General features: G+C 32.3%; 14 protein-coding genes, 1 pseudogene and 2 riboswitches. Of the genes and pseudogenes, 8 read left to right on the forward strand and 7 right to left on the reverse strand.

The genetic code is table 11. The annotated features are described in order from the left end of the window. Window positions 1–531: 531 nt before the first annotated feature. Window positions 532–1,020 (reverse strand): annotated as a pseudogene (locus CLOLE_RS11170) (TspO/MBR family protein). Window positions 1,021–1,211: 191 nt separating this feature from the next. Here CLOLE_RS11170 and CLOLE_RS23370 point away from each other — a divergent pair. The 4 genes from CLOLE_RS23370 to CLOLE_RS11190 all read left to right on the forward strand — a co-directional run bounded on the left by CLOLE_RS23370 (window position 1,212) and on the right by CLOLE_RS11190 (window position 5,023). After that, window positions 1,212–2,381, forward strand: a complete 1,170-nt coding sequence (locus CLOLE_RS23370) for a tocopherol cyclase family protein (RefSeq protein WP_242825741.1) — start codon at window positions 1,212–1,214, stop codon at window positions 2,379–2,381. A gap of 176 nt (window positions 2,382–2,557) precedes the next feature. Then, window positions 2,558–3,358 (forward strand): SDR family NAD(P)-dependent oxidoreductase, encoded by an 801-nt coding sequence (locus CLOLE_RS11180; RefSeq protein WP_013657222.1) that lies wholly within the window; start codon window positions 2,558–2,560, stop codon window positions 3,356–3,358. Between the two features lie 34 nt (window positions 3,359–3,392). Beyond that, entirely contained in the window at window positions 3,393–4,208 is an 816-nt protein-coding gene (locus CLOLE_RS11185) for a DUF1295 domain-containing protein (RefSeq protein ID WP_013657223.1), read from the forward strand. Between the two features lie 146 nt (window positions 4,209–4,354). Next, window positions 4,355–5,023, forward strand: a complete 669-nt coding sequence (locus CLOLE_RS11190; protein ID WP_013657224.1) for a YkgJ family cysteine cluster protein — start codon at window positions 4,355–4,357, stop codon at window positions 5,021–5,023. 169 nt (window positions 5,024–5,192) lie between these two features. On the opposite strand, the gene CLOLE_RS11195 is transcribed toward CLOLE_RS11190, so the two are convergent. Next, a complete protein-coding gene (locus tag CLOLE_RS11195) occupies window positions 5,193–5,939 on the reverse strand; it encodes a 3'-5' exonuclease (protein ID WP_013657225.1) in 747 nt (248 codons plus the stop codon). 151 nt (window positions 5,940–6,090) lie between these two features. Between CLOLE_RS11195 and CLOLE_RS11200 the strand changes: the two genes are divergently transcribed. After that, window positions 6,091–6,885, forward strand: coding sequence for a metallophosphoesterase (locus CLOLE_RS11200; protein WP_013657226.1), 795 nt, complete (start codon window positions 6,091–6,093; stop codon window positions 6,883–6,885). Window positions 6,886–7,139: 254 nt separating this feature from the next. On the opposite strand, the gene CLOLE_RS11205 is transcribed toward CLOLE_RS11200, so the two are convergent. Continuing rightward, window positions 7,140–8,174: a 2-hydroxyacid dehydrogenase gene (locus tag CLOLE_RS11205; RefSeq protein ID WP_013657227.1), complete on the reverse strand. Its 1,035-nt coding sequence runs from the start codon at window positions 8,172–8,174 to the stop codon at window positions 7,140–7,142. Between the two features lie 154 nt (window positions 8,175–8,328). On the opposite strand from CLOLE_RS11205, the gene CLOLE_RS11210 reads away from it, so the two are divergent. Together CLOLE_RS11210 and CLOLE_RS11215 are read left to right on the forward strand one after the other, a co-directional pair. Further along, complete coding sequence (locus CLOLE_RS11210) at window positions 8,329–8,715, forward strand: desulfoferrodoxin family protein (RefSeq protein ID WP_013657228.1); 387 nt, start codon at window positions 8,329–8,331, stop codon at window positions 8,713–8,715. 187 nt (window positions 8,716–8,902) lie between these two features. Continuing rightward, window positions 8,903–10,702 (forward strand): heme NO-binding domain-containing protein, encoded by a 1,800-nt coding sequence (locus CLOLE_RS11215; RefSeq protein WP_013657229.1) that lies wholly within the window; start codon window positions 8,903–8,905, stop codon window positions 10,700–10,702. On the opposite strand, the gene CLOLE_RS11220 is transcribed toward CLOLE_RS11215, so the two are convergent. The 4 genes from CLOLE_RS11220 to CLOLE_RS24040 all read right to left on the reverse strand — a co-directional run bounded on the left by CLOLE_RS11220 (window position 10,659) and on the right by CLOLE_RS24040 (window position 14,495). Continuing rightward, the gene (locus tag CLOLE_RS11220) at window positions 10,659–11,351 is read right to left on the reverse strand and encodes a trimeric intracellular cation channel family protein (protein WP_013657230.1); all 693 of its coding nucleotides are present in this window, start codon (window positions 11,349–11,351) and stop codon (window positions 10,659–10,661) included. The genes CLOLE_RS11215 and CLOLE_RS11220 overlap by 44 nt on opposite strands. A gap of 91 nt (window positions 11,352–11,442) precedes the next feature. Next, a riboswitch (glycine riboswitch) is annotated at window positions 11,443–11,520 on the reverse strand. A 4-nt stretch (window positions 11,521–11,524) separates the two neighbouring features. Continuing rightward, window positions 11,525–11,630, reverse strand: a riboswitch (glycine riboswitch). 751 nt (window positions 11,631–12,381) lie between these two features. Next, window positions 12,382–14,013, reverse strand: a complete 1,632-nt coding sequence (aspD, locus tag CLOLE_RS11225; RefSeq protein ID WP_013657231.1) for an aspartate 4-decarboxylase — start codon at window positions 14,011–14,013, stop codon at window positions 12,382–12,384. Between the two features lie 37 nt (window positions 14,014–14,050). Continuing rightward, entirely contained in the window at window positions 14,051–14,311 is a 261-nt protein-coding gene (locus CLOLE_RS23005) for a hypothetical protein (RefSeq protein WP_013657232.1), read from the reverse strand. Beyond that, a complete protein-coding gene (locus tag CLOLE_RS24040) occupies window positions 14,214–14,495 on the reverse strand; it encodes an aspartate-alanine antiporter-like transporter (RefSeq protein WP_083801261.1) in 282 nt (93 codons plus the stop codon). The genes CLOLE_RS23005 and CLOLE_RS24040 overlap by 98 nt, the downstream gene beginning before the upstream one ends. A gap of 58 nt (window positions 14,496–14,553) precedes the next feature. On the opposite strand from CLOLE_RS24040, the gene CLOLE_RS11235 reads away from it, so the two are divergent. After that, window positions 14,554–14,772, forward strand: a complete 219-nt coding sequence (locus tag CLOLE_RS11235) for a GIY-YIG nuclease family protein (RefSeq protein WP_330369259.1) — start codon at window positions 14,554–14,556, stop codon at window positions 14,770–14,772. Window positions 14,773–14,800: the final 28 nt, after the last annotated feature.

Raw genomic sequence — 14,800 nt, forward strand, 5'->3', positions numbered from 1 at the left:
GAGTACAATAGGTATACATATTTGTTTTATCTTCACAACAAAAAGCCACCATTCTAGAAAAATCTAAAATGATGACTTTTTGTTGTGCCCAGACTCTTGTTAGTTACTTTTATAGCTTGATTTCCAATGTCACAATAAAGGCATAGACATAAGCTCCTCAGCAGGTCTTGCACTTTGCAGAGAATAGGAAAATAAGCTATGAAAGTTCAAACGCTGAGTGAGGAGCTCCTTAAAGTCTTAGCCGGTGCACCCTTTATGACGAGGAAGCTAGGGCATTAAGACCCTGGTTTGAAACTTTATTTGGTATAACTTATGTGTAAAGCATTAACGAATAACCCAAAAAAGAGTTCTTTGTTTGCTCTTTACATCATACTATATGTTACATCGTGAATATTTCCCTAATATAATTTGAAAAATTTATAGAAAGAAAATTATAGACTCTTTATTTAGTGTCATTTTTGTTAACTCTCTAACTATAAAAATAGGGTACCTACTAATAGATTAGAAGCTACCCTATTTTTATATGTCGTATTATTGATTAAGGGTATAAAGCATAAGATTTAAGTATCCAGCAAAAGTAACCCAGAGCAGATAGGGAATTTGAAGCCAAGCAGCTAATGGATTAATCTCTTTGAATGACTTAATCATTACCACAATCAGAATCCATAATATAATAAGCACAAAAAAAGCAAGTAGGATATTTTGCAAGTTAAAAAAGATGATAGACCATAGAAAATTAAAGAAAAGTTGCCACCCATAGATAGTAAGAGCTTTTTCCTTGTTGGGGGAGTTAGATTCATAGATGAGATAAGCAGATATCCCCATTAAAATGTAAAGGATAGTTCAAACAATAGGAAAGACCCCTCCTGGTGGTGATAAAACAGGCTGTTTCAGCTGATTATAAACTTCCATACTATTTTGAGTGAGAAATCCAGCTAAAGCGCCTATTCCAAGGCTTATGCCTATACTTATTAAAAGCTGTTTCCAATTGATTTGCATTAGTTCCTCCTTTATGTCCATGCATTAAAGTATGTAGACATATACTAATAATTACTATCAGTGTATGCTACATGTCCTAACTTATGATAATAAATGAGTATTTTTAGAAAAATTTCATAAATAATATAAAAGAAGCTAGGAGTTGATTGAAAATCATTTAACTATAGTATAAAATCAAGTTGAAGCTAAGGTGCTCAAAACATTACCTATAGATGACTATTAGAATACAAAAAAGAGAAGGTGAAGAAATGTTTAATCATCATGACTTATCGAGAAATGAATATATGCTAGATGGATGCTTTTGTAAAAATGGCTATGACTGGTGGTGGCATTCTTTTACAGCAAGACATGAAAAAACAGGTGAAGAAAAAGCTTTTTTTGTAGAATATTTTTTATGTAATCCTGCATTAGGTGGTGATAAAGCTGTATTAGGTCAATTGCCAGAAAATAAAGTAGCCGGCAAGAAGCCATCTTACCTTATGGTCAAGGTAGGAAGCTGGGGGAAAAACCCTAAACAGCTACATCGCTTTTTTGCATGGGATGAGGTAAAACTTCATAAGAAGAAACCATTCTCTGTAAAGGCAAAGGACTGTTTTGCATCAGATACGGAATTAACAGGCAGTGTGGGTGTAAGCGAAGTGGATGCAAAGGAGCATCCAGAGTATATGTGTGATGCTGGTTGCATGACATGGAACTTGAAACTAGATAAGAAAGTTGCATTTAATGTGGGATATGGAGCAGGTAGATTATTTCGTAAGATTAAAGCTTTTGAAATGTATTGGCATGCAGAGGGAATGAAAACCTTGTATAGTGGAACTGTTGAAATAGACGGAGAACGTTACATTGTGACACCAGAAACATCCTATGGATATGCGGATAAGAATTGGGGAAGCAACTTCACAAGCCCGTGGGTGTGGCTTTCTTCGAACTGCATGAGGAGTAAGGTTACAGGAAAAGTGTTGAAGAATAGTGTGTTTAACATCGGTGGTGGATGTCCAAAGATATATTTCTTTCCACTGAACCGAAAATTGTTGGGAGCTTTTTGGTATGAGGGAAATGAGTATGAGTATAATTTTTCCAAGTTTTGGACATTGCCACGCACCCAATTTTCCTTTCAAGAGACAGCAACAGAAGTGAGGTGGAAAGTGCGACAAGAAAATAGAACCTCTGTTATGAAAACTGAAGTACGTTGTTTAAAGTCTGATTTATTACTTATTAACTATGAGGCTCCAGACGGTAGCAAAAGGCATAAGAAGTTGTGGAATGGTGGTACGGGAATAGGAAACATAAAACTTTATAAAAAGACGCGGGACGGCTTGATGCTCATTGATGATATTGTAGCTACACATGTAGGGTGTGAATATGGAGAATATGAGTCGTAGTTAATCGTATATAAGAGACGAAGTATGACTATTTAGAAAGAGTTACAGAAAAGATGGTACATTTGAGTATTATAAGTACAAAATAAGAGTTCTAGAGATGGATAAAAATGTGTCCATCAAATACGTCTTATATTGATACATAACACAAAAGATTAATGGAAGAGAGGTGAATTAAGGTGAAAACAGTAGTAATTACAGGAAGTTCTAGAGGACTTGGTTTTGAAATGGCTAAGGTTTTTAGAAAGAGTGGGCTAAATGTTATGCTTAGTGCAACCAATCAGGAAGTACTTGAAAAAGCAAAAAAAGAACTTGAGAAAATTGAAAGCTCCGCTAAAGTTGAAGTGTGTAAATGCAATGTAACAAGTGAGGAGGACATACGAAATCTAATAAACTACTCTAAAAAGATATTTGGCTCTATTGATATATGGATCAATAATGCAGGTGTAAATCAACCAAACAAGCCTATTTGGGAGCTATCTGCAAAAGAAATCACATCCATACTGGATATTGATTTAAAGGGAACGATCAATGCATCACGACTAGTAATGCGTGAAATGGCAAAAGTACGTTCTGGAGCAATCTACAATATCGAAGGATATGGAAGTAATGATGCTAAAATGCTTGGTTTATCTATTTATGGAACCAGCAAAAGAGCTGTTACTTATTTTACGGAAGCATTAGCCAAAGAATCGCAAGAACTTAAGACAGGTGTTATTGTTGGTAGATTAAGTCCTGGAATTATGATTACAGATTTTCTAACAAATGCTTTTTCTTGCAATGAAAAGATAGAATTGCAGGAAAAGACAAAGAAAGTTTATAACATCTTGGGAGATTACCCACACGTGGTAGCTGAATTTTTGGTAAATAGAATGCTCAAGAATACTAAAAATAATGCTAAAATCCAGTGGTTAACAAATAAAAAAGCTACTTGGAGATTTATGACAGCTGGTTTTAATAAAAGAAACTTTTTTTCATAAGAGAGAATTAATAAAGTAAAATGTGGAGGTTCTTATGAATTTTACAAGTACATTTACACTTAGTTTTTTGATATTAATAGTTATAGCATTAGTGGTTAGTTCAGTTGGATTCTATAAATATGTTTACTTTATTTCTTTGGGATATGGTTTTTCTATTGCAGCAATGGGAATTGCTATGCCAATTCTATTTTTCAATGATTTAAGCATAGGAACTATGGTTTCTTGTATGCTATTTGTGATTTATGGTTGTCGTCTAGGTGGATATTTGCTTGTTAGAGAACTAAAAAGTGCATCCTATCGTCATACGATGAAAAAAGAAATGAAAGATGGTAGTACCATGAAAATAGCTTCAAAAGTAAGTATTTGGGTTAGCTGTTCCTTGCTATATGCACTACAAATATCCCCGGTATTTTTACGTTTACAAAACGGAGTTAAGACAGACGTATTTAGCATAGTCGGTGCTATGATCATGGTATGTGGTATTTTATTAGAGTCTTTAGCTGATATACAAAAATCCAAAGCAAAAAAGAAGAATCCATCACGTTTTTGTGATAGTGGATTATATAAAATCGTGCGTTGCCCTAATTACCTAGGAGAGGTATTATTTTGGACAGGTGTATTTGTTTCAAGCATAAACGTTTATGTTGGTGTATGGCAATGGACTATGGCATCATTTGGGTATATCTGTATCGTCTATATTATGTTTGGTGGCGCTAGAAGATTGGAAATACGACAAAATAGAAATTATGGTGATAATCCTGAATATAAAACATATGTGAAGCAAACACCAATTCTTCTACCATTCATTCCATTATATAGTGTAGAAAAATATAAATGGCTAGTGGGATAGAAAACTTGACAACTTGTAGTTACACTTATACAAAAGTACTAGCATTATAAAATAGAATTTCAGTTTGATTAGAGGATAGATTGACAACAACTCTATACATGTTAAAATCATAATAGTTATAAGGTAAGATTTAAGAAAGGAAAATTATGAGAACACTAAAGACATTAGAAGGTATTTCAGATGGTAAATTATATGATATAGAGGACTATGTAAAAGCAGATACATCTGGATGTAATGGGTGTTATACTTGTTGTCATAGAGTAGGAGACTTGGTTGAGCTTACACCATTTGATGTTTACGAAATAGTAAATCACACTAAAGTATCCTTTGATGAACTCTTGGGGAATAAACTTGCACTCCAAATAAGCAATAAAATGATGTTGCCTTATCTCAAGATGGAGGGAGAAACAGAGCGCTGTAGTTTTTTGAATGAAACAGGTAGATGTGGTATACATGAACATCGCCCCAATATTTGTAGACTGTTTCCACTTGGCAGAGTTTATGAGAATGATGATTTTAAATATTTCTTGCAAGTAGGAACATGTGTTATGCCTAACTTAAAAGAAATCAAAGTAAAAGAATGGATTGGGATCGCCAATTATAATGAAAACAAGACTTTTATCTTGGCATGGTACAAATTATTAAAAGCCCTTCATTTTAGATTGAAATTTGTATATGATAAAGCAGAATTAGAAGAAATGAATCAGTATGTATTAAATACCTTTTATCGTATACATATAAACGCAGGAGAAGATTTTTATACTGTATTTTGGAGGGTCTTACCTGAGGCAAAAGAGAGATTAGGTATTTTATAAATAGAGACCGAGAATATTGAAATAGTAAGTAAAAAATGAATCTATTATATTGAACATTACTCACCGCGCTTGAATATTTTTGTGCTTGCAATGAACCTCGGTGAGTCTTTTTAGTTCAATTATCTAAGTATTTAAAATGTGATTAGGTAGAAATATACCCAAAATACATTTAATCTATAAGAAATTGTCCTGTTTTTCCCATTTGATAAGCTACTTTAATAATGGCTTGTTCTTCTTCTGTCATAGGCCTATGATACATCTTCACAAATTGTTTTATTAAAGCGTCAAAATCAATATGTTTTTTAGCTGGTCTAGATAATTTAGAAGCTTCATAAGGATCATAGCAATTAGGTGTAATAGAAGGTTGATAAACCTTTTTAAAAATTTCAGCAGTATAATAAGCATCTGATAATGCAAGATGAAAAGCCGTACTTGTAGGAATTTGAAGCATATTGACGGCATCTTGTAAACGAAGTAATTTTTTTGAAGGCAAGCCTAAGTAAATAGAAGTGTAAGGTTGAATATTAATGAACATTCTTGGAAAGGGTGCAGGATCTAATTTATGATATAGGATATTCTTAAATAGAATTTTCATATCAGATGTACCCCAAATACAACAAATTGCCTTCCTAGAACCAATAAATTCTATATACGCTTTATATACTTCAGAAAAACTTTCTTCTTGTGCTAATTGTTCTATTGTAATACCTGTTAGATAAGAAACAAAAGGATTCATTTCTTCATAAATAGTAGGTTTAATCAAACGATTAAAAGTATCTATGGTATGAAAATTCTCATCTAGCTTAACAGCTCCAATTTGAATAATTTCAAAAGTATAGGGATTTTCTTTGTTAACAACATCCTTTCGTGCTGAGAAATCTTGATTAAACTCTAGATCGAAAACAATATAATTCATAGCAAGTCTCCTTTAACTATTTTCTTTTGATACTTTTTGCTAGTATTTAGTAAGCTATTCCATAAATGAAATAAAAGGAATTGGTATAGATTATAAATATACAAAAGTTATTGTACGTAGCTTAAAAGAGATGAAAGAAGGAAGATATAAAATGCCAATAGATTTAGAAGAGATATCTCATGAATTCATGCAGCTAGAAAATAATAAAAGTAAGATACATGGTCCATTTGATATCATAGGTGATATTCATGGTTGTTATGATGAACTATGTGAATTGCTTGAGAAGTTAGGTTATATTATAGACAACTCACAAGGAGTATATTCTCCTCAACATAGAAAAGCAGTTTTTTTAGGCGACCTAGTAGATAGGGGACCTAAATCACCTGAAGTTTTAAAACTAGTCATGTCAATGGTAAAGAGTGAGAAGGGATTTTGTGTCACTGGTAATCACGATAATAAGTTACTACGTAAGCTAAAAGGTTCTAATGTACAAGTCCTTCATGGCCTTAAAGAAACTTTAGAGCAGTTAGGACAAGAACCTGAGTCTTTTAAAAAAGATGTTGAAATGTTTCTAGAACATTTGGTGGGACACTATGTATTTGATAATGGAAGATTAGTAGTAGCACATGCAGGATTAAGAGAACAATTTCACAGCATAGCATCTAAAAAAACACGAGATCTAGCAATGTTTGGAGAAACAACGGGTAAGATAGATGAATTAGGCTTACCTGTGCGTATAGATTGGAGTAGTGAGTATAAAGGAAGCGCATTGGTTGTTTATGGGCATACACCAAGAGCTCAAGCAATAATGGTGAATCATACCATTAATATTGACACAGGCTGTGTGTTTGGAGGTAAACTAACTGCTTTTAGATATCCGGAAAAGGAAATTATGGAGGTTAAAGCTAAAGCGGTTTATTGTGAGCCAGTAAGACCTTTTTTATAAAGATACTTCTGTATGCCTTAGACTATTTGGAAAAGGTATACTTATAACCTCATATCCTTTATACTAATATCAAGTAATAAAATTGGAGGCAATATATGAGTAAAATAGTAATAATATTTTACAGAGTGAAGGGCCTATTTACTTTTAATAAATTAGCACAAAAAAGTAGCTTATCCTAAATTATAAGATAAGTTACTTTTTGTATTCCAGATTCTGATTTAGCTTTATAACAATTACCTATTTCTTAAAAAAGATTAAAAACAACGTTCTGTATGATTTTTTTTGCATCCATTTAATTTTTTACATTGATAGCATATCTCATTTGGAAGAGGCTCACCTTCAAAGTACGCCTTTAAATTGTTCAGTGTTGTTTCTGCTATATGCTTTAAAGCCTCTTGAGTTAAAAAGGCTTGATGAGAAGTGACTACAACATTAGGTAAAGAGACTAATCTAGCCAAAACATCATCTTGTATTATCACATTAGAAAAATCTTCAAAAAACAGTTCTGATTCTTCTTCATATACATCTAGTCCTGCAGCACCAACCTTATGTGACTTTAAGGCTTCTAACAAACTCTCACTTTCAATTAAAGCTCCTCTAGAAGTATTAATAATCACAACGCCATCTTTCATTTGATCAAAAGTTTCTTTCTTTAATAAATGATGAGTCTGCTCTGTAAGAGGACAATGAAGTGAAATAATATCAGCTACTTGACAGAGTTGCTCAAAACCTACATATTCAAAGTCGACATTAGATATAGGGTAGGGATCATACGCAACTACTTTCATACCAAAGCCCTTGCATATATCGATAAACACTTGTCCAATCTTTCCTGTTCCTACAACACCTATAGTTTTTCCATGTAAATCAAAACCTGTTAAGCCACTTAAGCTAAAATTAAAATCTCTGGTTCTGTTATATGCCTTGTGTGTTTTTCGATTAAGTGTTAAAAGAAGCGCCATTGCATGTTCTGCAATAGCATAAGGTGAATAAGCAGGTACACGAACAACATGAATCTTATTAAACGCTGCTTTAAAATCAATATTATTATAGCCAGCACAACGCATAGCAATAATAGATATACCTAAATCATCTAATTGTTTAATGACCTGTTCATTCAAGTTATCATTAACGAAAGCAACAATGCCTTCACATCCCTTTGCTAAAGCAACAGTATCCTCATTTAACTTATTCTCAAAATATTTAATTTCGAAATCATAATTCATTATAAAAGTATCAAACCATTCCTTATCATATGGTTTTGTATCAAAAAAAGCTATTTTTCTCATAATATCTCCCTTTCTTTAAATAAGTTTTATATTATATGTAAATTGACAATACTAATGGTTATTGTATAATAGAATTATATTACAATAATCATTCAAAATATTCAATGAAAATTCTAGGGATTATTGTAATAAAATACATAATGGAGGGGTTCTTATGTGTGGAGAACAAAAGTTTTATATTTGTAAGCACTGTGGTAATATTATTGGTGTCATACAAAATGGTGGTGGCAAACTCATTTGCTGTAATGAAGCTATGACAGAACTTGGCTCTAATACTACAGAGGCGGCTACTGAAAAGCATTTGCCTATTATAACTATTTCAGGAAATGAAGTAACTATAACTGTAGGTAGCATAGCACACCCTATGACAGAAGAACATCTTATTAATTGGATTTACCTCCTAACAGAAAAGGGTGGACAAAGAAAATGCCTTTTACCAGGTCAAAAGCCTATTGCTAAATTTGTCCTAACTGAAGATGATCATGTTATTGCAGCCTTTGCTTATTGCAATCTTCATGGTTTATGGAGAACCGACATATAAATGTTTTAAAGTACTATAGGTTAACTATAGTACTTTTTTACTAACTAATTCTTTTTATGTATTAAATACTAGGTTTAGATTATGTAAAGATTTCATTTCCTGTCCTAGTATTCATTGTATTTATGCTAAAATTGTGTTAATGAAATCTCATTTAAAATGATATAATGAGATAGAAGGAGTGTGTAATATGAAAGGAACCGTTGTATCGACTTGGATTAAAACCTGCCGTAAACTTTATAATGAACAACATATTGACGAAGCTATGGAGCTCGTTAATTGGAAGAGGGATCGTGTTTTTTCCCCTATTGAAACAGTGGATGATACGCAAATTTTCAAAGTAATTCATGCCATTGCTGAAAAGGAAAAAGTAAACGAAAAAGAACTATGGAAAATTATTGGTCATGAAAATATTAAAACCTTTCATCATGATTTTCCTTCTTTTTTCAAAACCCAAAATTTGTTTTCTTTTTTAAGGGCGCTTTTTGACGTACATATTATTATGACAAAAAAATTTAAAGGTGCTAAACCGCCACTTGTACAAATCAAAGCCATTTCTGATTATGAAGCATTATTAACCTATGAATCTGAACGTTCTATGTTTGATTATTTTTATGGCCTCTTTGAAGGTGCTATGCAGTACTTTAGTGAAAAACCAAAAGTCGAAGAATTAGAACGCTCAAAGAATAGCTTAACGATAAAAATTACCTTTGAAGCACCTATCTATTTTAAAAAACGCTATTTCTTTAATAACATCTTATCTCTAGGTTTTATAAGAAGCTTACCTATTAAAAATGCTATTTTTACAGGTGTCATATCTTTGGCTATTACTTTTCCTTTATTAGGGGCTAGTTTATGGGGAAAAAGTCTCGTTTTAAGTGGTATAATAGCTGTATTAAGTGGCTTAAGCACTCACTTGCTTTTAAAACCTCAAAAGATATTAGAAGAAGAATTAGAGTTACTCTGCAATAATGAATTTAGTACTTATGGCGAAATTAAAACGAATGATTCTTTTGAAAAACTTTATGGATTAATCAATAACTATAAAGCACTCACTCGTAAGGATTTTACAGGTATTAAAAGCGTGGTAGATGAGATGAGTTCATTTACCTCTGCATTAGGTAATATCTCTGATTCAATGAAAGGAACTTCTAATGATATTTCAGAGGTAGTAGAACAAGTAGCTGATGGTGCTACCGAGCAAGCTAAAAATACAGAACAAGCTGCCTTTGTGTTAAACCAAAATATTCAGGCACTTAAGGAAATTGTTGAAAGTGAGCATCAGAATAAAAATGAGCTAGAAAATGCATTATCTAAAGTTAATAATAGCTATCAAGGCGTTAAAAATACCAGTGACCATATTTTTAATACCTTAGGAGAATTCGATAAAATTAGAGAAAAGGGCCTCTACCTAGAAACAAAAGTACACGATATGACTGCCATTATTGCTATTGTTTCTCAAATTGCAGAGCAAACAAATCTACTAGCACTTAATGCTTCTATTGAAGCTGCTAGAGCAGGAGAAAATGGTCGTGGTTTCTCTGTAGTAGCTGAATCTATTAGAAAGCTAGCTGAACAGTCTAAAGCAGCTGTTCAAGAGGTTAACGCTAATCTAGCTTTATTTATTTCAGAAATAAAGCTATTTATAGAGGCTATACAAAAAGAATATCTAAAGCTTGAAAATGAAACCAAAAATCTAGAAAGTGTAAAAAATATTAGTTTCGAGGCTAATCAATCTATACAAGCTGTATCAAGTTCCATGATTGAACTTATCCATAGTCTTACTAAGCAAGCTGATAGTATTGGCACAGCTTCTTCCACAGTAGAAGCTTTAGCTGCTATTGCGGAAGAGAACTCTGCTTCTTCAGAAGAAGTAAGTGCTAGTGTTATTAACTATTCTCATGAAATTGGTTCTTTAGTAGATAATATACAGTCCTTTAAAACAATTACAAGTGATTTTCAACATGATCTAGATCAGCACAAGCTTTAGAAGGAATCTTAGGTAAATTCCAGCGGTATTTAGAAGCTAATAAACGTATAAGGAAGGTAAGTAAACTGCCTATAGTCATGGCAATAACATTATTGATATCATACTTAATAAGTAAATAATAAGAAGTACTTCCTAATAAAGCAGCTAAAAAGTAAATATGCTTTTTTAAGAAAAATGGAATTTCTCCAACTAATACATCTCTAAGCATACCACCACCAACACCTGTAATGATTCCTACAAATAATGTTAAAAAAGCATTTTCGAAAAAACCTCCTTGCATAGCTGTTTGAACACCGATAACAGCAAATATGCCTAGGCCTATAGCATCAGCTAAATTGAGTAGTGAACCGAAGGTTGAACTCAAATGATTTTTAAATTGATAATGATAATATTGCGTTATGTATGCTACGATAAAAGCTATTACAGTAGTTAATGCTGCAACTATAACATAAATAGGATTAACAAATAATAGCGGAGGGTGAGAACCTAGCAAAATATCTCTTATTAACCCTCCTCCTGTAGCAGCCGTTACACCTAAAATAGTAATACCTAATAAATCTAATTGCTTTTCAATACCTCTTAAAGCGCCAGAAAGAGCAAAAGCAATGGTACCTATGATTTCTATTGAAAAAATCAGAGTTTCAATCACAATTTTATAACCTCACATTCTTATTATTAAAGTTTTTCAAACAAAAAAGAGGATAAAAAGCAATTATAAAAAATATAATTGCCTTTTATCCTCTGTCCTTTTACCTGAAAGCTTACCTATTGGTTTTCCTCGTCGGTGGTGTCAATTCTACGCAGACACGCTCTCCAGATTTACGTCCCTTGACTGTATTGTACCTGAGAGTTTCAACATCTACCTGGCTTATAGCTGTTTTGCTTCTTCGGTTATTATGTAGTACATAATATCTCCAGTCAATTTCAACCGTTTGATTGTTATTAATTCTCACTGAGTATATCAAAATTATAGTTGTATGTAAATCCCAAAATTGAACTTTATCCAAAAATAGGAATCAAAAGTGGAGGAGAGGAGTATCTATTTACAAATTACACATAATTATATACAAGCATTTAAAATACTAGTATTATAATGAATTACTATATATAGGAGATACATTCCATTCAGATTACATTGTAAATACTTATTTATATACCTAATATATCCAAATTGAAGATTTTGTTTTACAACCTTAAGAAGTTGTAAATGTTAAATATGTATCATTGAATGAGATGCAAGATATGTATAACAAAAATGAAATAGTTGAATCTGTTTGAAAAAGATTTTCTCATTTTAAGGATAAATTATTATTCTTAAAAAGGAACAGAAAAAAATAGTTATAAAATGCCATTTTATTATAGTATTTTACTATTCGCGAAACACCGGTTTTACGAATAGTAATGTGAATAAAGATCAAACCTACTCTTAAGGCTTATAGTTCTGCTATTAATTTTGCGGTTGTAGCGGATATCATTTGCTTCCTCCTCCTAAATGCCTCTATACTTGAAAGTAAATTGATATTTACCAAAATATATCATAATATCAAATCAATATCAATAAAGTTATCTATACTGTATAGATTTAATATAGATAACTCTATTAATATCAATGCTTCTATAGATTTAGGCATAGATAACTAGGTTTTACAAATCAAATAAATACCAAGATTTTTAAGCACTTATTTTGTTTGCTTCCAAGCTTCTACATACTGATTAAAAATTGCATTAATAGCATCACCAATTTGTGCATAAGCTTCATCTGGTAAATTAGCCAATGAAACACGGATTGACCAATCAGGACCTTTAAAACCATTACCATTTAATAACACAATGGCATATTCTTGAGCGAGACGAAAAAGAATATCCTCCGGTGCATAATGTATTTCTAAATAATTAACAAACTCTTCATTGTATTTAACTCGAGCCCACACAAGTAAATCAATTTCACTATAATAAGCTGTATTATGAGGTTGCAAATAAAGTGGTAAATCTAAGTGATCATATAAGAGTTTAAGGCGTCTATGGCAAATTTCTTGCGTTTGTTTTTTATAGCAATTTTCTTTGTCAAGTAAGGCAAAGACAGAGAAAATTGCCATTTGTGCTTGCTGTGGTGTGGACAAACCAGCTGTATGATTTAAAGCTACTTGCCTACTATCTGCTACAATACGATCAATAAAAGTAATATCTCTTGGATTATTAGTTAATGCACCATAACGATGATCTAAATCAGAGATGACTTCTGGTGGTAACTCTCTAATAAGCTGATCAAATATATTTTTTTTGCTAATAGCAATAAGACCTAGTCTCCAACCTGTTACCCCAAAATACTTAGAATATGAATACACACCTATTGTTTGTTCTGGAATTTCTGTCATTAGTGATTTAAAGTTATTGGTAAACGTACCATAAACATCATCTGTAATAATCATTAATTTAGGATTTTTTTCTTTGATAATCTGCTTCATATAAATAATTGATTCGTCATTGATAGCTACTGAAGGAGGATTACTTGGATTAACTAAAAAAAGTGCTTTAACAGTTTTATCTGCTATTTTATCTAGTTCTTCTTTTGGATATTGCCAGTTGTGTCTTCCTTCCTCATTAATTTCACTGGCATGAATATTAGTTACTTTAAGTGCATAGCGGCTTAAATGAGGAATTTCTAAATAAGGCGTAAAAATAGGAACCATTAGAGCAATATGATCCCCTTTTTCCAAAAGATGATTAGCCATCATACTATCAAAGATATAGCACATTGCAGCCGTTCCACCTTCTACAGCGAATAGGTCGTGTGTTACTTCTTTAGGAATGACTCTTCCCATTTCTTGCATTAAATAATCATATACTACTTTCTCTATACAATGAAGCATACGGTCTGGCATAGGATAATGATCGCCTATAATAGCATCCACTAATTCATAAATCCAACGATTTTTATTAAAACCATGTACCTTAACACCGTATTCAATCACACCAGAAAGTAGATCTAAACCAGGTAAATGCTTATTATTAGCTACAAACTCATCAAAGTGCATATCAATATCTTTTACATAAGGCATTCCTGCTAAATCATTTTTTTCTACATCACGCTTCGTTTCTTCTACTGCAAATAAACCTAGTGTAAAAAAAGCCTGACGCGGTGTAGATGCAGTCCAATTGGGATTTCCTCTTCCAGCATTTAAAAAAGTAGCCACGCCTTTCTTTTCTGTGCTTTTTGCCATAGCAATAAGTTTATTTTTTAGTTCAAAAGGGCTTAAATTTTTATATTCTTTTACAAGTTCTTTTATTTCTTCTGTTCCTTTTAAAATCACTAGTTTATCCTCTCTTCTTTTGTAATAATCCTGATGTCTATGAGAAAAATAATACGACTATTGATCCCCAAATAAGTGCGCCATTCCATGTTTGCCCTACATGATTTTCTGCAATAATAAAGCTACGGTATTCTACAACAGAAGCACCAGAATAAATACCATAGCCTTCAATTACTTTTTGTGATTTTTCATCAATCTTCTTACATTCTTCTGGAAGGTTTATACCTAATAACTTGGGTGCAATTGTTGAAAGAAAAAAAAGCGCTACCAATGGTCCCCAAAATATAAGTAACGGCATAACCAATAGGTACAAAGTCTGACATAAGCTTGATATCTGCTGGTGGCACCTTTAAACTTGCAATAGCCCCTTGCCCTACACCAATAACAGCTGATTGGGTTAAGACGACTACTGTAATCCCTGTTGCTTGTCCTGCATTATACCCTAAAATCTTTCCTGCAATAATAACAAGAAAAGCGCTAATTCAGGATAATCTCTTCGCCTACTAGAAGTATGTGGTATACGACTTTAAGCGTGTTTGAATGATAGGAGAAGAGATGACTTTTGAAGAACTAAAGGAACAAGCAAAAAATTTATCACTTACACCGGGTGTTTATTTAATGAAAGATCGAGAAGGCTATGTCATTTATGTTGGGAAATCTAAACACTTAAAAAATCGTGTAAGTTCTTATTTTGGAAGCTTAAAGCATGTTCCTATTTTAACCAATTTAATAAACCTGTACATGATTACCACTCAATAAGCTTTAGTTTTTCCGTATCAGTAAATTT

This window comes from Cellulosilyticum lentocellum DSM 5427 (assembly GCF_000178835.2).
In the GTDB taxonomy this organism is placed as follows: Bacteria; Bacillota; Clostridia; order Lachnospirales; family Cellulosilyticaceae; genus Cellulosilyticum; species Cellulosilyticum lentocellum.

Coding starts and splice junctions, on each gene's coding strand:
- CLOLE_RS23370 (WP_242825741.1), top strand. CDS start 1,212: ATGACTATTAGAATACAAAAAAGAGAAGGTGAAGAAATGTTTAATCAT.
- CLOLE_RS11185 (WP_013657223.1), top strand. CDS start 3,393: ATGAATTTTACAAGTACATTTACACTTAGTTTTTTGATATTAATAGTT.
- CLOLE_RS11190 (WP_013657224.1), top strand. CDS start 4,355: ATGAGAACACTAAAGACATTAGAAGGTATTTCAGATGGTAAATTATAT.
- CLOLE_RS11195 (WP_013657225.1), bottom strand. CDS start 5,939: ATGAATTATATTGTTTTCGATCTAGAGTTTAATCAAGATTTCTCAGCA.
- CLOLE_RS11200 (WP_013657226.1), top strand. CDS start 6,091: ATGCCAATAGATTTAGAAGAGATATCTCATGAATTCATGCAGCTAGAA.
- CLOLE_RS11205 (WP_013657227.1), bottom strand. CDS start 8,174: ATGAGAAAAATAGCTTTTTTTGATACAAAACCATATGATAAGGAATGG.
- CLOLE_RS11210 (WP_013657228.1), top strand. CDS start 8,329: ATGTGTGGAGAACAAAAGTTTTATATTTGTAAGCACTGTGGTAATATT.
- CLOLE_RS11215 (WP_013657229.1), top strand. CDS start 8,903: ATGAAAGGAACCGTTGTATCGACTTGGATTAAAACCTGCCGTAAACTT.
- CLOLE_RS23005 (WP_013657232.1), bottom strand. CDS start 14,311: ATGCCGTTACTTATATTTTGGGGACCATTGGTAGCGCTTTTTTTTCTT.
- CLOLE_RS11235 (WP_330369259.1), top strand. CDS start 14,554: ATGATAGGAGAAGAGATGACTTTTGAAGAACTAAAGGAACAAGCAAAA.